This is a genomic window from Crossiella sp. S99.2 (assembly GCF_023094165.1).
Taxonomy (GTDB): Bacteria; Actinomycetota; Actinomycetes; order Mycobacteriales; family Pseudonocardiaceae; genus Crossiella.
The window spans coordinates 185,850-203,575 of record NZ_JALMDK010000016.1 but is presented as its reverse complement, the minus strand read 5'-3'; the positions used below and the strand labels follow the sequence as shown (position 1 = coordinate 203,575).

Sequence of the window (17,726 nt, the reverse complement as noted above, 5' to 3'; positions counted from 1 at the left end):
ATCGCGGTCAGGTTCGTGGACGGCCCGCCGGTGGGCCGATAACACTCTGCCACTAATGAACTCCACATTTTTGGCTGGTGTCACCTATTCGCTGGGTTCCGCGGGGGAGACCGCGTACGGAGTGCTGGCCACCGCCGAGATCCACGGGCTCGACCAGCAGGGCTGCACCGGGATGCTGGATGCCCTGCGCCTGGCGCACGAGCTGCTGGCCGTCGAACCGGCCTGGCGCACCGTCCTGTGCGTCACCGTCGACCGGTTGCCCGGTGATGAACGCTCCTCTGGCGCGGCGGCCTGCCGGGTGTCGGCGACCACCGCCGCGTTCCGCGTCGTGGCCACACACCAGGTCGCCGAGAGCGAGCTGGACGAATCCGTCGGACTCTTCTTCGCGCTGCTGCCGAAACTGGTTCGCGAGGTGCTGGCCAAGGCCGCGATCGGCACCGACGACATCGACTGGGTGGTGCCGCAGAACACCAGAAGCTCCGCCTGGACAATTGTCGGCAAACTGCTGGGAATCCCGATGGACCGGTTGTGGCAGAGCACCTTCGGCGAACTCGGGCACGCCGTCTCGGCGGACAACATCGTCAACCTCTCGGCCTTGATCAGCAGCGGCGCCCTGCGCGCCGGACAGCGGGTGCTGCTGGTCATGGCGGGGCAGGCCACGATCCTTGAGGTCACCGAGCTTTTGCCCGTCTGTGCCCCCGCCGGTGCGTGCCTGTCCATTGGTCCAGACAAATGCTTGATCCGGTGATTACCTGCTGTTTGCATCGGCGTGACCGATAGACCCGAAGGCAGTACCTGAAGGGAGAATCAGCTTGCGTGGCAAGAAGGCTGTGGTAGCACTATCGGGTGCGTTGCTGGCGGTATCGGGCACTCTTGTTGCCCCCGCGGCGGATGCGGCGGCAACGGAAACCGCCGCGGACCGCTACACCAGGGTGATGTACCAGCAGCACGGCGGCAAGTACAACGTCATCACGTTCCAGTGGAGCCCGAACCACACGGTGCGCCTCGAACGTCCGCAGCAGTGCACGAGGAACGGCAGTTTCATGACGATCGCCTTTGTGCGCGGGACCTTCAGACGGTCCGGTGACGGCGGTTATAAGAACTGGGCGTTCCGGGGTAGTTTCACCAGGGGAAGCGGCTCCGAGGAGCGCTTCGTCAAGTTCCGGACCAGGACGAACGCCTCCACCGGAATTCATGGTTGCCCGGACGCCTGGCGAGGGTGAACCCGGACCACCGGTGAGGTGAGCGCGAAACCCGGCCGCGGCGTGACACACGCCGCGGCCGGGTTCGGTTCAACGGGTGCGCTCAGCGGTGCTTGACGTAGAGCTTCACCAGGAAGCCACCCCGGCAGTTGGTCTTGTTCGCGCCCTGGTGGACATCCCGGCTCTGCCCCTTGATCCGGTAACCGGCCGCCTTCGGCCCGGTGTGCACGCACTTGACCGGCAGCGGGCCCCGGCTCGCATCCACCGGGAAGGGGCCGTAGCAGCGCCGCTGGCCCGAGCTCATGGTGACGCCCACCTGGTTGGCCTTGCAGAAGAAGGCGGCGCCGGTGGCGTCGGTCGCGGCGTCCTGCGCCAGGGCGGCGCCCGCGGGGAGGCCGAGGGTGAGCGCGGCGGCCACCGCCGCGACGCCCAGCGCCTTCTTGATCTTCGACATCGTTGACCTTTCCGGTAAGGGGTTCGGCTGTTCCAGCCGACAGCCGATTCTGTTGCCCCACACCACGAATCCGGGAGCCCCCCGAGCCGTTCGGGCAAGATCCCTGCCCGAGCACCCACCCACCCCCGTGTTGGCCGTTGTCGTACGGTGTGTTGGCCGTTCTGGACGGTGTGTTGGCGGTTGTGGACGGTGTGTTGGCCGAGTGGCGTACCAGTTCGGCCAAGACTGGGTACGACAACGGCCAACACGCCGGCGATGTGAGGCGGGAGTGTGCGGTGACGGATACGCACTGGAGTAGGTGGGCGGGGCCGAACGTCGAGGCCCTGCGCGCGGTCGCGGACGCCGCCGACGACCTGGTGCCGACCGCGGCGATGTTCGACGGACTGGGCGCCCACGCGGGCGCGGTGGCGGTGGTGGTGGCCGTGCTCGGTCCGGAGGCGCCGCTGCACGACGCCGCGGAACTGGCCCGGCTGAGTCTGCCGGAGGTACTGGCCGCGGTGGATGTGCTGACCGCGGCGGGCGTGCTGGTCAACCAGGTTCCGCTGTCCTTCCAGGAGCAGGACACCGCGGACACCGTCCTGAATGGACTGTCGGTGGGCGCCAGGGTCACCGTGCGGTTGCGGGCGGCCGAGCTGCTGCGCGCGCTGCCCGGGGCGGCCGAACGCACCGCGGACCAGCTGGTGCTGATCGGGCCGATCGGACTGGACTGGGCCGGGGAAGCGTTGTGCACCGCCGCCGCCCAGGCCCAGGACCGGGGCGACGTGCCCGCGGCGGCGGAGTACCTGCGGCACGCGCTGCGCGAGCCGCTGCCAGCGGCCGAACGCGCGGCCTGCACCCGGCGGCTGGCCTCGATCCTGCTCGACACCGACCCGGTGGCGGCGATCAGCTGCCTGCTGCAGGAGTTGCGCCGCCCGGACACCCCGGCCGAGGTCGAGGTCACCTGCGGGCTGTTGCACCGGCTGGTCGATCGGCTGCCCGGCACCGAGGACGCGCTGCGCCTGTTCGAGGAGGCCGCGGACCAGGTGCGCAGGCACGATCCGGCGGCGGCGCTGCGGCTGCTGCTGGCCGGGGCCGGGGCCACGCTGTTCCGGCCCGGCGCGAAAGCCCGGCTGAGCAGGTTGGTGAGCTGGTTCGCCGAGACCGGCCTGACCGGTCCGGTAGCCGAGCGGGGACTGGCCGCGGTGCGGGTCTGCCTGGCGGCGCTGTGCGAACCCCGGGCCGGCGACGCGGTAGAGCTGGCCACCTCGGTGCTGGTGGCGGCCGACCTCCGGCGGGAGTGGGACACCTGCCGGCTCGCGCTCTCCGCCCTGCTGCTGGCCGGGAACGACCAGGCCACCGAACACGCCTGCCGTCGGCTGGAGGCCGGACTACCGCTGGAGGGCGCCGACCTCCAGCGCTTCGGCTGCGTGGTGTTCCGCGCCCACGCAATGCGGCGGCAGGGAAACCTGCGCGCGACAGTGTCTACTTTGGACAGTTTGTTGGCCGGCTGCGCGGAACGCGGCCTGGCCAGGGACCAGCCGATCGTGGCCGAGGCGGCGGCGCTGCTGGCCGAGACCCTGGTGCACACCGGTGCGCTGTGGCGGGCCGAACAGGTGCTCGCGGACTACGGCCTGGACGGTGAGATCCCGCAGTCGGCGCACACGGTGGCGCTGCTGCGCGCCAGGGGCGTGGTGGCCCTGGCCAACGGCGATCTGGCGGCGGCGCGGTCCGCGCAACTGGACTGCGGCAGGCTGGTCGACGGCTGGGCCGAACTCAACACCGAACTCGCCACCTGGCAATTCGACCTGGTGGGGATCCTGCTCCGGTCCGATCGCCACGAGGAGGCGGTGGCCGTGGCCAAGGCTGGCCAGACCGCGGCCGCGGCCTGGGGCACCGCCCGCGCGCTGGGGTTCGGCGCCTACGGCCGGGCCCTGACCAGCCGGGGTGACATGCGGATGGCCCTGCTCGCCGAGGCGGTGCGCCAGTTCGCCGAGGCGGGCGCCGCGATGGCGGAGGCGCACGCCCGCTACGACCTGGCCCTGGCCCTGCGCGAGGCGGGCGCGGCCAGGGAGCAGGAAGCGGTTCGCCACCTCGCCCGTGCCCGCGAACTGTTCGAGCGCTGCGGCGGCGTGCCGGTGGCCGGGAGCCTGGACGACCCCGCCCGCGCCCCGGCCGCCCGCGCGCTGCTCACCCCGCAGGAACGCCGGATCGCCCGGCTGGCGGCTGGCGGCCTCGGCAACGCCGAGATCGCCGCGGAGCTGAGCCTGGCCCGCCGCACGATCGAGTTCCACCTCTCCAGCGTCTACCGCAAACTGGCCATCACCGGCCGCCACGACCTGCTCGACTGGCCCGGCCCGGAACTCGGCTAGCAGCCGCGATCCCCCTCCGCCGTCCAGTTGGCCAAAGTCGTACGCCAAGTTGGGCCAACTATGCGTACGAGTTGGGCCAACTCGGCGTCAGCCGCGGTCTCGGACCAGGCGGAATGCCTCGATGTACTTGGGGAGTTCGCGCTGGGCGGCTTCCAGGCCGCGTTGTTCCGCGGTGGATCCGCGTAGCAACAGGTGCACCGAGTCCAGGGTGCGGACCAGGTCGTCCACGATGGCCCCGGCCTGCTCCGGGGCCAGGGCGAGCCGTCCGTCCTCGGCGAGGCTCAGGAAGAGGTCCCCGGCCAGTCCGCTGTACCCGGTGTCGCTGCTCGCCATCTCTCCTCCAGCCAGTTCCGCGGTCAACCCGCCAGCAGTCCAGCACTCTCCGGCCGATCGGACCCGCGGAACCGCCGAGGTTGCCCGGAAAACCGGCCGGTATGCCCGTATGACCACCTTCCGGTGCCCGCTTCGAAAGCACTGAAGCCCGGCCAGGTCGTAGGTTGCGGGGCATGGTCTCCGCCTGCCGCCGCCGCGAACGCGATGCGGTCGGAGGAATCACCTGGGGGACACTGGGTGTACTCCGCAGGTGCGACCACGAACCACCGTGGACGGTCGGCGATCACCGCCGCGAAAGGCAGTACCAGTCCCGTTTTCCCAGGTTGGCCCGGTGTCGTTGGGGTGGGTGTCCGATGGCTGATGTCTTCGGCGCCGGTGCCCGCCAAGATGATCCGGTTGCCCCACAGGTATGGAGAGAGCGCAGTGCGAGCCATTCGCGTCACGGTGCACGCACCGGATCCGCTCACCGCCGAAGGCATCCTCAGCACCCTGTCCGCCCAGCCGGAGTTCGTGGTGGAGCAGGGCATCGAGTCCGCGCCCGCCGAGGTCCGGGTGGTGGCCACCGACGCGCTCACCCCCGAGCTGCTCTCGTTGCTGCGCCGGGTGTCCGGCGATGACGGGGCGCCGGTGGTGCTGGTGGTGGAGAAGCTGGCGGAATCCCAGCTGCTGGCCGCGCTGGAGTGCCGGGTGGTCGCGGTGCTGCCCAGGGCGGCGGCCACCGGTGACCGGCTGGTGCACGGCGTGCGCGCGGCCGCCGCGGGCGGGGGAGTGCTGCCGCCCGCCATGCTCGGCGAACTGCTCAAACACGTGGAGCGGATGCAGCGGGATTTGCTGGCGGGCAAGAGCGTGAACGCCGCCGGACTCAGCGCGCGTGAGGTGGACGTGCTGCGGTTGATTGCCGATGGCTGGGACACCGCGGAGATCGCCGCCCAGCTCTGCTATTCCGAGCGCACCGTGAAGAACGTCGTTTCCGGCCTCGCCCAGCGGCTGAAGCTGAACAGCAGGCCGCACGCGGTGGCCTATGCCCTGCGCGCCGGGATGATCTGAGCGCACGCGCCGCGGATAAAGATCAGCCACCAGCCGAATGCGACTGGTGGCTGATCGTTCGGTTTTCCCGGTCTGGCCGGTTCAGATCATTCCGGTGCGGATGGCGTAGGCCACCAGGTGCGCCCGGTTGCGCAGGCTCAGCCGGCTGGTCATTCCGTAGAGCACGTTTTTCACCGTGCGCTCGGAGTAGCAGAGCTGTTCCGCGATCCGATTGGTGTCCCAGCCTTCGGCGAGCAGGCGCAGCACGGCCTGTTCCCGGTCGTTCAGCGCGTTCGCCTCGACCTGTCCCTGCTGGCCGAAATGGGTGGCGGCCCGGTCGGCCAGCCTGGTCTGCAGGCAGGCCGGGCTGACCTCGGCGCGTTCGCTGGCGGCGGCCACCGCGGTGAACAGGTCCTCCGAGGTGGCCGAGTTGCGCGGCAGCACCTCCACCACCTGCTGCTCGACCAGCAGCCGCAGGTTGTCCACCTGACTGGTGACCAGCACGGTCGGCGTGTCCTGGTCCACCGTGGGACAGCCCCGGCGCAGCAGCGCCACCGCGGACGGGGTGCCGAACCTGGTGGCCACCACGACCACGTCCGCGGTGCCGGTGTCGTCCAGTACTCGCAGCTCAGGGTGGCATTCCAGCCTGGTCCGCAGCCCCCGTCGGCTCAGCCAGTCGGTCGCGTTCACCGCGACCTTGATCGCAGGTGAGGAACGGGAAATCGAATACCCATTCTCTTCTCGCGAGGTGATCTCAGTGCCGATCAAGTCCGGGTTCAACAGATTATGCGGCGGCATTCTCCGATGGTCACATGCAGCCGGGCGAAGTGCCTGGCCAGGACGAACGCGGTCATAGGTTTGTCACAGTTGCCCGGTCGGGCAGGTGCTTATGTGTGTTCGGGCAACCGGGGCCTGCGGGTTTCGGAAATGTCCGGAAAATGGTGGAAAACCAACCTTGCCCGACGTTGCTTCCGTGCCCTGTTGTCGGTCAGAACGGGCACCCGGGCAGTTCATCTGTACATGTCTAGACCACGGTCGTTGTGCTTGATGCATTCATCCGGTCTGCTGGCGGCGAAGCGGCTTCGTGTGAAGTGGCATCGTTCACTAAGGGAGATGGTTTTTCCATGGCTGGTGTGTCAACAACAACCCCGGGAATGCTGCAGGCCGCTGGGCACCTCGGCAGCACCCAGAGCGTCGCGCGCAACGGCATGAACACGGTGTCCGGCGCCCTCGCGAGCCTGAAGTCCACCTGGAGCGGCGATGCCTCGATCGCCTACGACACCTCGATGAAGGCGTGGCTGGACGACTGCACGCTGATCGTCAACAAGCTGGGCGAGATGATCGAGATGATGAACGGCAACCGCCAGGTCATCACCGCGGGCGAGCAGGCCAACGCGGACACCGCGGCCCGGATCCCGGTCGGCGCGGGCGGCGGCGGCCTCCCCGGCGTCTGATCGCGTCATTCCCTTACTCCGTCAGCGAAACGAGAGGACAGCGCCTTGCCTACCTATACCTTCAACCGGGGTATGGCCGACACGGTCAGCGACCAGATGGCCGCGATCACCAAGCAGCTGCAGAACGAGCTGGAGAACATGCACCAGCAGATCACCAGCACCCTGCAGGACTGGCAGGACGGCGCCAAGGACCAGTACCTGGTCGCCAAGTCGCAGTGGGACGCGGCCGCCCAGCGCATGCCGCACAGCCTCAACGCCGCGGAGACCGCGCTGCAGCAGATCACCGCGGGCTACCTGAAGGTTGAGCACACCGGCATGAACGCCTGGGGTGGCTACAGCGTCAAGTGAGGTCCGGAGCACCGTCGAGGCGAAGCCACCCGGCGGTGCTCCGCTCCTGACCGAAATCGTGTGGTACCAAGGAAAATCGTTGGGAGGAACCGGTGTCCACGCCGCGATCGGAGCAGGTGGAACAGCTCTACGCGCAGTACCGCCGGCAGTTCGACCAGGTGCGGGAGACCCAGCGGCAGCTCGGTGAGATCTCCTGCACGGTGTCGGCGCCACGCAACACGGTGTCGGTCACCGTCGGACATGGCGGTGTGGTCAAGGACATCTCCTTTCCCACCGGCGCGTACAAGAACATGGCGCCGAGGGAACTGGCCGCCGCCCTGCTCGACACCCTGCGCAAGGCCCAGGACCAGGCCACGCACGCGGCCGCGGAGTTGCTCGCGCCGAGCCTGCCCGAAGGCGTTGACGCGCACAAGTTGTTCAGCGGCAAGCTGGATCTCCAGGAACTGATGTCGGCGGAACCACGCACGGGCGCCGATTCCGGTGACCGCGCCAAGAGCGGGGAGTGACACCCGTGTCGACCAAACCAGCCACTCCCGGTGGCGGCGCCGAGAACGGCTCCGCGCCCTCGTCCCCAGCCGGTGGCGGAAACCCGGTGGATCTGGGCGGTGGCGGGGAGAACATCAGGTTTGACACCGACGCCCTGGCCGGCGCCGCGGAGAACTTCCGGCACCTGGGCGTCGCCTTCGCCCAGTTCGCGGGCCAGTTCGGCGAGCTGCTCAGTCACCCGCCGCTGGTCAACGGCGAGACGGACGAGACATGGGACAAGTTCCAGGGTGGCTACGCAAAAGGCGTGAACTCGGTCATCAGCGTCCTGTACTCGATCGGCACGGCGGTGGGCACGACCGGGGAATCCATGGGCGCGCTGGGAAAACTCGCCGCGGCAGCGGAGGAGCAGAGCGAAGCGGTGGCGGTGGACCTGCGCCGGAACATGCCAACGGGCAAGAAGTCCGGCTGATCGCGAGCACGACCTCACCAGAGACAACAGGAGCGCGGGAGTGGCAAGCAAGAAGGACGAGATCAAGGGGATGTCGGCGAAGGACTACGACATCAACACCAAGGCCGACCCGGCCTGGGGCGGGCTTTCCGACGGCGATGTCGGCAAGAGGTTCCCGCCGCCGCAGGTACCGTCCACAGAGGACGGTTCGGGTGCGGGGACGCGGGTCAGCACGGAGGCGTTGAAGGAGTTCGCGACGAACATCCGTTCGCTGATTCCGCCGTTGAAGGATGTGCTGCACAAGATCCGGGAGACCAAGCTCGCGCCAGGGGTGTTCTTCGACGCCTTCGAGTTGGTGAAGAAGGTGACCGGGTCGAAAACCGGGGACAGCTCGGGCGGGGTGACCTCGATCCAGCATGCCACCGAGAAGTTCACCATGAACGCGATCAACGCGATCACCCAGGCGGCGGAAGAGCTGGAGAAGCTGGCCACCGCCTACGCGACCACGGAGGAGCTGAACTCCGCCACTGGCAAGGATCTCAGCGAGCACATCGAGAACGCCAGGCAGCGCATCATCTCGATGGTCGGCGGTGCGGGCGCGGTCGGCGGCAGTGGCCTTGGCGGTATCGGTGACGGTGCCAAGGGTGGTGGCGGGGAAGACTCCCGCACCAAGTGACTGCCGCCTGCTGACCCCGCGTTCCCCCTGCACACCGCGGTCTGCCCCGCCCTGGACGAAAGCTCTGGACAATGGCTGACGAAGCAAACGACCAGTCCAAGAACACCGGTTTCAAGGTCGTCGACGGCGCGGTCGTCGCCACCGGCGATGGCTCGCAGACCATGTCCAAGGCGGACTACGACTCCTGGGACTGGAAGACCATCAAGGCCGCGATCCACGGGGTGGCCGGCGGGCACGGCAAGAAAGCCGTGCACGAGCTGGACGGGAAGTCCGATCCCAGCACCCTGTGGAACGCCGCGCTGACCTTCCAGGAGGCCAGGGTGGTGCTGACCATGGTGGGCAACAGCATTCGCGACCAGGCCGAGGCCCTAGCAGGCGAAGGCCGCCCCTGGCAGGGCGAGGCCGCGACCGCCTTCCTGGGGCTGATGACGCCGTTCTCCAAGGCGTTCCTGCAGCAGGCCGAGCAGATCGCCGGCGGCCCGTCCGGAATGGACCCCGTGCCCGAGCAGTTGTGGTCGGCGGGCAACTACCTTGAGTGGGCGCGTCGCACCGTGCACGACATCGACGTGCACTACGCCGCCGAGACCCGGCGCATCGCGGCGGAGACCCAGGCGCACCACTACGGCATCGACATCACCTTGGAGAACAACAAGACCAAGGTCAGCGAGTTCCCGCTCGTCGTCGAACAGATGACCAAGGACATGCGGTCGGTGCTGAAGACCCTCGCCGGGAACTACCAGGAGAAGCGGTTCGACACCGAACTGCAGAAGGTGCCGACCCCCGATCCACTCGGCAGCGGGCCGGGCGGGCCGAACAAGCTGGGACTGGACAACCTGCCGCCCGAACTGCGGAACGGTCCGCCGCTGAGTCCGGCGGTCGCCATCAAGCCGCCGTCGGAGGTGAACAGTCCGCCGTTGAGCCCGGCTTTCGCCATCAAGCCGCCGGGTGGCAAGGGACCGGGTGAGCACGCCGCGGGTGATTTCACCGCCAGCGCCCCGCCCAGTTTCCACGCCAGTTCGCCGCCGGGCGGCGGGGGGATCGGCAATCGGGCGCCGAACGAGTTCACGCCGAAGAGCGTGCCAGGGTCCGGTGGTGCGGGGCCGAACGCACCCGGCCACAGCGGCTCGATGCCGCCGCTCTCGCCGACGCTGGCCCACATCCCGGGCGGTCCGGAGTCCGCGCCGAAGAGCGTGCCCGGTGGTTCGGCGCTGAAACCGCCGGTCCACAACAATGCGGTCGCGCCGCCGCTGCCTTTCCTGCCGACTCCGCCGCCGGGCTCGGCGGGTGGACCCAGGTCGCCGGGCAGCAGCACGACGTCCCCCAGGTCGCCGGGCGCGGCCACCCCGCCCCCCAAGTTGCCGGGCAGTGACGTGCCGAACCGCTTCCAGCCGACGCCCCCGCCCGGTGGCGTCAAGCCGCCGTCGCTGCCCGACCTCCACAAGCCGCCGGCGCCCGATCTGCACAAGTGGACCGGCGACAAGCCCCCTGGCGGGCAGAACCTGCCCAACCCCAAGGACTGGGCCGCGGGCAACCACCCCGACGCGCCCAAACTGTCCGACCGCCGCGAGGCCACTGTGCCTCCGCCGATGCCGTTCCACCCCGGCTCGGGGCCGGGGGCGGGCGGCCTGCCCGGCGGCAGTCACGTGGACCGGCCCGGTTCGCACGGTCCGATCGGCGATGGCAAGTCCTGGCAGAGCCCCAAAATGCCCGGTCTCGGCGATCCCCAGATCCCGCACAACCCGCAGAAGGACTGGGTCGCGCCGGGTGCGTCGAAGCCGAATTCGCCTGGTATGCCGATGATGCCGCCGCCGGGTATGCCGATGGCTCCTGGTGGCGGTGCGCCCGGTGGTGCTGGTGGTGGGGATCGGTCGGATTCGTCTGGGCTGATCGGCGGGGAAGTCAAGCCGTGGAAGGGGAAGGGGCTTCCTGGGCTGGGGGATCCGCGCGGGCCGGGTGAGGTGGCGAAGGGTGATGTGCAGGATTGGGCGGCCGGGCCGGGGGCGAAGTCGCCGAATCCGGCTGGTATGCCGATGATGCCGCCGCCTGGTGCGCCGATGGCTCCCGGTGGTGGTGCGCCTGGTGGCGCGCAGGGTGGGGATCGGTCGGATTCTTCTGGGCTGATTGGTGGGGAGGTCAAGCCGTGGAAGGGGGCGGAGGCTCCCGGGCTGGGTGATCCGCGTGGGGTGGACACTCCGGCGGCGGTCGGGAAGGAGCGGGTGGTCGCACCGAGTGTGTCGTTGCCGAACCCGCCCGAGATGCCGATGATGCCGCCCGCTGCGCCGATGGCTCCCGGTGGTGCGCCTGGCGGTGGCGCGCCGAAGAGCGAGCGGTCGGATTCTTCTGGGTTGATCGGCGGGGAGGTCAAGCCGTGGAAGGGGCCGGGGGCGCCGGGGTTGGGTGATCCGCGTGGGGTGGATACTCCGGCGGTTGTTGGGAAGGAGCGGGTTGTCGCTCCGGGCCTGTCGTTGCCGAATCCGCCTGGTGTGCCGACGATGCCGCCCGGTGCGCCGGTTGCACCCGGTGGTGGTGCCCCGAGCGCGGAGATCAAGCCCTGGAAGGGGGCGGAGGCGCCCGGGTTGGGTGGTCCGCGTGGGGTGGAGATGCCAGCGGTCGTCGGGACAGAGCGGGCTGCTGCTCCGGGTGGGGCGTCGGCAAATTCGGCTGGCGCGCCGATGATGCCGCCGCCGGGTGCGCCGGGCGGTGCGGCCGGTGGTGCGTCGGGTGGGGATCGGTCGGATTCGTCTGGGCTGATCGGGGGCGAGGTCAAACCCTGGACGGCTCCGGAGGCTCCGGGGCTGGGTGACCCGCGTGGGGTCGACACCCCGCCGGCCACCGGGCAGGACTGGGCTGCCGGGCCGGGGGCGAAGTCGCCGGATTCGGCTGGTATGCCGATGATGCCGCCGCCCGGCATGCCGATGGCGCCCGCTGGCGCGTCGAACAGCGAGCGGTCGGACGCGTCCGGGCTGATCGGGGGCGAGGTCAAGCCCTGGGAGGCTCCAGAGGTGGCCGGGCTGGGTGATCCGCATGGGGTCGACACCCCGGCCGGCACCACCGCGGAGTGGGCTGTTGCCGCCGTGACGCCGGAGGAGGAACGGATCGCGGTGGTCGCGCCCGCCGAGAACGAGGAGGACACCAGCTCCTGGGATCTCCCCCTGGCCGGCAGCCTGTTCGGACTCGGTGGCCTGGCCGGGCAGCGGGCGGAGGAGCCCGAGGCACCGGAGTACACGGTGCGGGAAGACACGGCCTGGGCGCACAGCGGGGTGTCCGCCTCCGCCCGTGCCGTGCGTGCGCCCGAGTCCGACCGGCCGGTGGATCCCGCGCTGTTCCTGCCCCGGCCGTTCGAGCCGGACGAGCAGGGGACGTGCAGCGAGGAGGACGCCTCGGTGGAGGAGGTCCAGCCCGAGCAGACCGAGGAGGAGACGCCCGAACGCACCGCCGCCGATCTGCTCCGGCGGGACAGCAGTGCCTGGGGCGCACCGAAAGCAGCGGCTCCGGGAGTGATCGGATGAGCACGGTCACGGTCAAACGCGGGCCCCGGGTGGCGGGGCCGGAGCTGCCCGAGGGGGAGGAGGAACTCCAGGAACCGCCGGTGATGCCGGAGCCGGCGGCGCGGGATCTCAGCTCGGTGCTGATGTTCATCCCGATGGCCATGGGGCCGTTGGTGATGATCCTGATGTTCTCCTCGGCCGGTGGCGGCGGCGCGTCACCGCTGATCCTGATCATGGCTGGGGCGATGGGCATCGGCATGGTCGCGATGGGGATCACCCAGTTCCTGCGCGATTCCATGGAGCGCAAGCGCAAGCTCAACGCCGAACGCCGGGACTACCTGCGCTACATCGGCCAGCTCCGCCGCAAGGCGCGGGAAAGCTCTGAGGCGCAACGCAAAGCCGTGGTGTGGAACAATCCCGCGCCGTCCGGACTGTGGTCGCTGGCCGGTGGGCCCCGGCTGTGGGAGCGGCGGGGCAGCCACGACGACTTCGCCAGGGTGCGGCTCGGGCTGGGCACCCAGCAGGCGGTCATGGAGTTCACCCCGCCCGCCACCAAACCGATCGAGGACCTGGAACCGCTGTCGGCGATCTCGTTGCGCCGCTTCAGCGAGACCTACCGGACGGTGACCGGCATCCCGATCCCGGTGGGGCTGCGTAGTTTCACCAGCGTCGAGTTCGCCGGCGACCCGGACGCGGTGGCCGGACTGCTGCGCGCCATGCTCGGCCAGCTGGTCAGCTTCCACGCCCCGGACGAACTGCGGATCGCCGTGCTGACCGGGGCACGCAACCAGTCCGAATGGGACTGGGTGAAATGGCTTCCGCACACCGCACACCCGGTCGCCCACGATGCGGCCGGGCCCCTACGTCTGCTCTCCTGCGATCACGACGAGCTGCTTGACCTGCTCGGCCCCGAGGTGCTCTCCCGGGGTGATCACGACAAGAGCGTGCTGCCCGGTGCGGCCGAACCGTTCGTGGTGATCCTCGCGCACCTGGCCGCCATCCCGGCGCACTCCCCGCTGCTGGGACCGGGGCTGCGCAACGTGGTGCTGCTGGACGCCACCGGGGAACTGCCCGGTGGCGCCAAGGTGCTGCGGCTGACCTGTCAGGACGGCCGGGTGTCCTACCCGGCCGACACCGACACCGGTTCGGCCACCTGCGATCAGCTCAGCCCGGTGCAGGCCGAGACCCTCGCGCGGGTGCTGGCGGCCAAGCGGACCAGCGGCACGGTGGACATCGTGGACCGGCCGTTCGAAAACGACTTCGAGCTGACCACCCTGCTCGGCATCCGCGATGTGCACACCTTCGACGTGGCCGCGCAGTGGCGGCAGAAAACCCCGCAGCGGGCCAGGTTGCAGGTGCCGATCGGGGTCACCGAGGACGGCGAGGTGGTCGAACTCGACCTCAAGGAATCCGCGCAGGGCGGCATGGGCCCGCACGGAATGCTCATCGGGGCAACGGGATCCGGCAAGAGCGAGCTGCTGCGCACCCTGGTCTGCGCGCTCGCGGCCACCCACTCCTCCGAGGTGCTCAACCTGGTCCTGGTCGACTTCAAGGGCGGCGCGACCTTCCTCGGTATGGACAAGCTGCCGCACACCTCGGCGGTGATCACCAACCTGGCCGACGAACTGCCCCTGGTGGACCGCATGCAGGACTCGCTCAACGGGGAGATGACCCGCCGCCAGGAGATCCTGCGGGAGAGCGGGTACTCCTCGCTGTTCGACTACGAGAAGGCGCGCACCACCGGCGGCCAGCTCACCCCACTGCCCACCCTGCTGGTGATCGTGGACGAGTTCAGCGAACTCCTGGGCAGCAAACCGGAGTTCATGGAACTGTTCGTCTCCATCGGACGGCTCGGCCGCTCCCTTGGCGTGCACCTTCTCCTTGCCTCGCAACGACTTGACGAGGGCCGCATCCACCGGGTCGAGGGCCACCTGTCCTACCGCGTCGCGCTGCGCACCTTCTCCTCGATGGAATCCCGCAGCGTCATTGGGGTCGCCGACGCCTACGAACTGCCGCCCGGACCGGGCAACGGCTACCTCAAGATCGACACCTCCACGCTGATCCGGTTCAAAGGCGCCTACGTCTCCGGCCCCTGCCGGACCACCGCGCCCAGCGGCGGCCCCGGCGTCGAGGCCGAGACCGTGGCGGGTGAGGTCGCGCCCTTCTACACCCAGCCCAACCCTCGCCAGCACGAGATCCGCGCCGAAATCGAGGAGGAGCAGGAGGAAGCCACCGAAGCCGAGGAGCGGGCCGCGGGTGAGGACGCGCCGAGTCTGGCCGAGGTGCTCATCGGCAGGCTCGCCGGCGCGGGACCGGCCGCCCGTCAGGTGTGGCTGCCGCCGCTGTCGCATTCGCCCAGCCTGGACTCGATGCTGCCCAGCGTGGTGCCGCACCCCGACCTCGGCATGACCGTGGACGATCCCGCGGTGCGGGCCCGGCTGCGGGTGCCGGTCGGCCTGGTGGACCTGCCGTACGAGCAGATGCGCGAACTGCTGGTGGCCGACCTCTCCGGCGCGGACGGCCACGTCGGCGTGGTCGGCGCGCCGATGACCGGCAAGTCCACCCTGCTGCGCACGCTCATCCTCGGCCTGGCGCTGACCCACACCCCGGAGGAGATCCAGTTCTACGGCCTGGACTTCGGCGGCGGCGGGCTGATGTCGATCAGCGGTCTGCCGCACGTCGGCTCGGTGGCCACCAGGATGGACCGTGACCGGGTGGTGCGCACCCTGGCCGAGGTCGTGCAGGTGATGGAAATGCGCGAGTCCCGCTTCGCCGAGTTGGGTTTCGAGTCGATGGCCGACTACCGCCTGGCCCGGCGGGAGGGCAGGGTCGAGGACGCGCACGGCGAGGTGTTCCTGGTCATCGACGGCTGGTTCACCCTGCGCCAGGACTTCGGCGATCTGGAGACCAAGCTGACCGAGATCGCCGCCCGCGGCCTGTCTTACGGCGTGCACCTGGTGGTCTCCTCCACCCGCTGGTCGGAGATCCGGCCCTGGCTGCGCGATGTGCTGGGCACCCGGTTCGAGCTGCGGCTGGGCGATGCGATGGAGTCGGAGGTGCAGGGCCGCAAGGCCGCCACCGTGCCGAACCAGCCGGGTCGGGGCCTGACCAGCTCGGGCTGCCACTTCCTGGCCGGCCTGCCCCGGTTGGACGGAGTGTCCGATGTGGAGGATCTGGCCGCGGCGACCAAGTCCATTGTGGAGGAAGTGCGCATCTTCTGGCCGGGGCGCAGCGCGCCGGGCGTGCGGTTGCTGCCGACCAAGCTGCCCATGGTGGAACTGCCGCGCTCCCAAGGTGATCTGCGGTTCTGCCTCGGCCTGGACGAGCAGCGGCTCAACCCGGTCTGGCACGACTTCAACACCACCCCGCACCTGTTCATGCTCGGTGACGCCGAGACCGGCAAGACCAACGCGTTGCGGTTGCTGCTGCGGCAGATCGTGGCCGGGCACGGCCCGGATGAGGCGAAGATCGTCCTGGGTGACTCCCGCCGCGACCTCGACGAGATCGTGCCGGATGCCTACCGGGTCGGCCACGCGATCAGCGCGGAGGCGTTGACCGAACTGGCGAACAAGGCCGCGGTGTCCCTGCACCGGCGGGTGCCCGGCGCGGACATCTCCTCCGAGCGCCTGCGCAGGCGCGACTGGTGGACCGGCCCGCAGTTGTTCGTGGTGGTCGATGACTACGAGCTGTTCGGCGGCGGGATGGGCATGGGCACCCCGCTGGACACCCTGCTGCCGTTGCTGGCCCAGGGCGTGCACATCGGCTTCCACCTGATCCTGGCCCGCAGCAGCGCGAACGCCTTGCGCGGCATGATGGATCCGCTGCTGCGGCGGCTGTGGGAACTGGGCAGCCCGGCGCTGTTGTTCTCCTATCCCAAGGAGGAGGGCAAGTTCCTCGGCGAGGCCCCGCCGCGGACCCTGCCGCCCGGCCGCGCCCAGCTCGTCACCCGGCGCGGGATCCGGCTGATCCAGACCGGTTACGTACCAGTGGAAAACACCCAGCAGCACGACCCGGTCGCCGCGAGCACGTGGTCGGGGAAGGCGGAACGATGAGCGCCACCAGGAACGCGGAACTGTGCCGCATCACGGTGTTCGGCCCCAGCGGCCGGGCCGATCTCGCGGTGCCGGTCACCACCACGGTCTCGGCCCTGCTGCCGACCCTGGTCCGGCAGGTGCTCCGGGAGGCCGAACGCGTCCCGGACGGCGATGAGGCCGGGGCCTGGGTGCTGCAACGGCTCGGCGAGGCGCCGTTCGACCCCGACGGCACCCCGGAGACCCTGGACTGGCTCGACGGCGAGCGGCTGCACCTGCTGCGGGCCGAGGAAGCGTTGCCGGAACTGGACTTCGACGATATCGCCGACGGGATGGCCACCGCGGTCAGCCGCCAGGGCAACCGGTGGAACGAGCAGGTCAACCGCACCCTGTTCCTCAGCCTCACCGGCGCGCTCTTCGGCGTGATCGGGGTGTCCCTGTTCAGCAATACCAGCGGGCTGGTCGCCTCGATCATCGCGGCGGAGCTGGCGCTGGTGCTGTGCGTGGCGGCCACCATCGTCGCGCGCACCCTGGCCGATCGGGGCCTGGCCGCGGTGGTGGGCACCGCGGGCTGCCTGTTCGCCGCGCTCTGCGGCGCGCTGGGCGCCGAAGGCGTGGCCGGGACACTGGCGCTGGCGCCGTTCGGGGTGCTGGTGGGCGCGCTGGCGCTGACCGGGGTCTCGGCGGCTTTGCTGCTGGTGCAACGCCTGCTGGCACCGGACCTGCCGATCGTGCCCTTCGGCTGCGCCGCGGTGGCCGGTCTCGGCGGGATCCTGGCGATGTGGCTGCACCTGGGCGTCGGACTCACCCCCACCCAGAACGCCGTGGTGGTGGCCACCACGTTCTTCCTGCTGACCCTGGCCGCGCCCAAACTGGCCACCCGGACGGCCAGGCTGCGCGGACCCCAGTTGCCGCGCACCGCCGAGGAACTCAAGATCGACGTGGAACCGGCGCCCGCGGCCGAGGTGGTCGCCCAGACCGGGCACGCCGACCGCTACCTCAGCGTGCTGGCCATCGGTTCGGCCACGGTCATCGGGGTGGCCCTGTGGTACCTGCTGGCCGCGCCCACCTGGCTGGAGTACACCCTGGCCGGGCTGCTCGCGGTGCTGGTGCTGTTGCGCGCCAGGGAGTTCCTCAACATCGGCCAGCGCACCGGACTCGCGCTGGCCGGCTCCTGGGGCCTGGCGCTGTTCGCGCTGTCCCTGCTCGCCGAGTGGACCGACCTGTGGCGCGGTATCGGCGTGGCCGCGTTGCTGGGTGGCGCGCTGCTGCTGGTGCTGGCCGCGCTGCGCCCGGCGCACCGCAGGCTGCTGCCGATCTGGCCGCACAGCGGCGATGTGCTGGAAAAGCTGCTCGCGCTCGCGCTGATCCCGTTCCTGATGCACGCGCTGGGCGTTTTCGCCTGGGCGCGTGGACTGGCGGGGTGAGCGCC

General features: G+C 70.0%; 15 protein-coding genes. 12 read left to right on the top strand and 3 right to left on the bottom strand.

Annotation, left to right across the window (positions count from 1 at the left end):
* Nucleotides 1–55 precede the first annotated feature (55 nt).
* Entirely contained in the window at nucleotides 56–748 is a 693-nt protein-coding gene (locus MZC64_RS40995; RefSeq protein WP_247765042.1) for a 3-oxoacyl-[acyl-carrier-protein] synthase III C-terminal domain-containing protein, read from the top strand.
* A gap of 64 nt (nucleotides 749–812) precedes the next feature.
* A complete protein-coding gene (locus tag MZC64_RS40990) occupies nucleotides 813–1,223 on the top strand; it encodes a hypothetical protein (RefSeq protein ID WP_247765041.1) in 411 nt (136 codons plus the stop codon).
* Between the two features lie 82 nt (nucleotides 1,224–1,305).
* On the opposite strand, the gene MZC64_RS40985 is transcribed toward MZC64_RS40990, so the two are convergent.
* Complete coding sequence (locus MZC64_RS40985) at nucleotides 1,306–1,656, bottom strand: hypothetical protein (RefSeq protein ID WP_247765040.1); 351 nt, start codon at nucleotides 1,654–1,656, stop codon at nucleotides 1,306–1,308.
* Between the two features lie 275 nt (nucleotides 1,657–1,931).
* Here MZC64_RS40985 and MZC64_RS48995 point away from each other — a divergent pair, with 275 nt between their 5' ends.
* Nucleotides 1,932–4,004, top strand: coding sequence for a helix-turn-helix transcriptional regulator (locus MZC64_RS48995; RefSeq protein ID WP_247765039.1), 2,073 nt, complete (start codon nucleotides 1,932–1,934; stop codon nucleotides 4,002–4,004).
* Between the two features lie 87 nt (nucleotides 4,005–4,091).
* Here MZC64_RS48995 and MZC64_RS40975 read toward each other — a convergent pair whose 3' ends face one another.
* Nucleotides 4,092–4,337 (bottom strand): hypothetical protein, encoded by a 246-nt coding sequence (locus tag MZC64_RS40975; RefSeq protein WP_247765038.1) that lies wholly within the window; start codon nucleotides 4,335–4,337, stop codon nucleotides 4,092–4,094.
* A gap of 387 nt (nucleotides 4,338–4,724) precedes the next feature.
* Between MZC64_RS40975 and MZC64_RS40970 the strand changes: the two genes are divergently transcribed.
* The gene (locus MZC64_RS40970) at nucleotides 4,725–5,384 is read left to right on the top strand and encodes a LuxR C-terminal-related transcriptional regulator (protein WP_282106717.1); all 660 of its coding nucleotides are present in this window, start codon (nucleotides 4,725–4,727) and stop codon (nucleotides 5,382–5,384) included.
* An 81-nt stretch (nucleotides 5,385–5,465) separates the two neighbouring features.
* On the opposite strand, the gene MZC64_RS40965 is transcribed toward MZC64_RS40970, so the two are convergent.
* Complete coding sequence (locus MZC64_RS40965) at nucleotides 5,466–6,053, bottom strand: response regulator transcription factor (RefSeq protein ID WP_247765036.1); 588 nt, start codon at nucleotides 6,051–6,053, stop codon at nucleotides 5,466–5,468.
* Nucleotides 6,054–6,496: 443 nt separating this feature from the next.
* On the opposite strand from MZC64_RS40965, the gene MZC64_RS40960 reads away from it, so the two are divergent.
* The 8 genes from MZC64_RS40960 (at nucleotide 6,497) to eccD (ending at nucleotide 17,721) form a co-directional block, all read left to right on the top strand.
* On the top strand, nucleotides 6,497–6,817 hold the full coding sequence (locus MZC64_RS40960) for a WXG100 family type VII secretion target (protein ID WP_247765035.1): 321 nt from the start codon (nucleotides 6,497–6,499) through the stop codon (nucleotides 6,815–6,817).
* Between the two features lie 45 nt (nucleotides 6,818–6,862).
* On the top strand, nucleotides 6,863–7,165 hold the full coding sequence (locus MZC64_RS40955) for a WXG100 family type VII secretion target (RefSeq protein ID WP_247765034.1): 303 nt from the start codon (nucleotides 6,863–6,865) through the stop codon (nucleotides 7,163–7,165).
* 92 nt (nucleotides 7,166–7,257) lie between these two features.
* Entirely contained in the window at nucleotides 7,258–7,671 is a 414-nt protein-coding gene (locus tag MZC64_RS40950) for a YbaB/EbfC family nucleoid-associated protein (RefSeq protein ID WP_247765033.1), read from the top strand.
* 5 nt (nucleotides 7,672–7,676) lie between these two features.
* A complete protein-coding gene (locus tag MZC64_RS40945) occupies nucleotides 7,677–8,120 on the top strand; it encodes a hypothetical protein (RefSeq protein ID WP_247765032.1) in 444 nt (147 codons plus the stop codon).
* Between the two features lie 40 nt (nucleotides 8,121–8,160).
* Complete coding sequence (locus MZC64_RS40940; RefSeq protein WP_247765031.1) at nucleotides 8,161–8,775, top strand: hypothetical protein; 615 nt, start codon at nucleotides 8,161–8,163, stop codon at nucleotides 8,773–8,775.
* Between the two features lie 71 nt (nucleotides 8,776–8,846).
* Nucleotides 8,847–12,284 (top strand): hypothetical protein, encoded by a 3,438-nt coding sequence (locus MZC64_RS40935; RefSeq protein WP_247765030.1) that lies wholly within the window; start codon nucleotides 8,847–8,849, stop codon nucleotides 12,282–12,284.
* On the top strand, nucleotides 12,281–16,315 hold the full coding sequence (gene eccCa, locus MZC64_RS40930) for a type VII secretion protein EccCa (RefSeq protein ID WP_247765029.1): 4,035 nt from the start codon (nucleotides 12,281–12,283) through the stop codon (nucleotides 16,313–16,315). The genes MZC64_RS40935 and eccCa overlap by 4 nt, the downstream gene beginning before the upstream one ends.
* The gene (eccD, locus tag MZC64_RS40925; RefSeq protein ID WP_247765028.1) at nucleotides 16,312–17,721 is read left to right on the top strand and encodes a type VII secretion integral membrane protein EccD; all 1,410 of its coding nucleotides are present in this window, start codon (nucleotides 16,312–16,314) and stop codon (nucleotides 17,719–17,721) included. Before eccCa ends, eccD begins: the two co-directional genes overlap by 4 nt.
* Nucleotides 17,722–17,726 lie beyond the last annotated feature (5 nt).

What these genes read in the sequence shown, in the direction of transcription:
- MZC64_RS40975 (WP_247765038.1), bottom strand. Translation starts at nt 4,337, where the DNA reads ATGGCGAGCAGCGACACCGGGTACAGCGGACTGGCCGGGGACCTCTTC.
- eccCa (WP_247765029.1), top strand. Translation starts at nt 12,281, where the DNA reads ATGAGCACGGTCACGGTCAAACGCGGGCCCCGGGTGGCGGGGCCGGAG.
- MZC64_RS40985 (WP_247765040.1), bottom strand. Translation starts at nt 1,656, where the DNA reads ATGTCGAAGATCAAGAAGGCGCTGGGCGTCGCGGCGGTGGCCGCCGCG.
- eccD (WP_247765028.1), top strand. Translation starts at nt 16,312, where the DNA reads ATGAGCGCCACCAGGAACGCGGAACTGTGCCGCATCACGGTGTTCGGC.
- MZC64_RS40995 (WP_247765042.1), top strand. Translation starts at nt 56, where the DNA reads ATGAACTCCACATTTTTGGCTGGTGTCACCTATTCGCTGGGTTCCGCG.
- MZC64_RS40935 (WP_247765030.1), top strand. Translation starts at nt 8,847, where the DNA reads ATGGCTGACGAAGCAAACGACCAGTCCAAGAACACCGGTTTCAAGGTC.
- MZC64_RS40970 (WP_282106717.1), top strand. Translation starts at nt 4,725, where the DNA reads ATGATCCGGTTGCCCCACAGGTATGGAGAGAGCGCAGTGCGAGCCATT.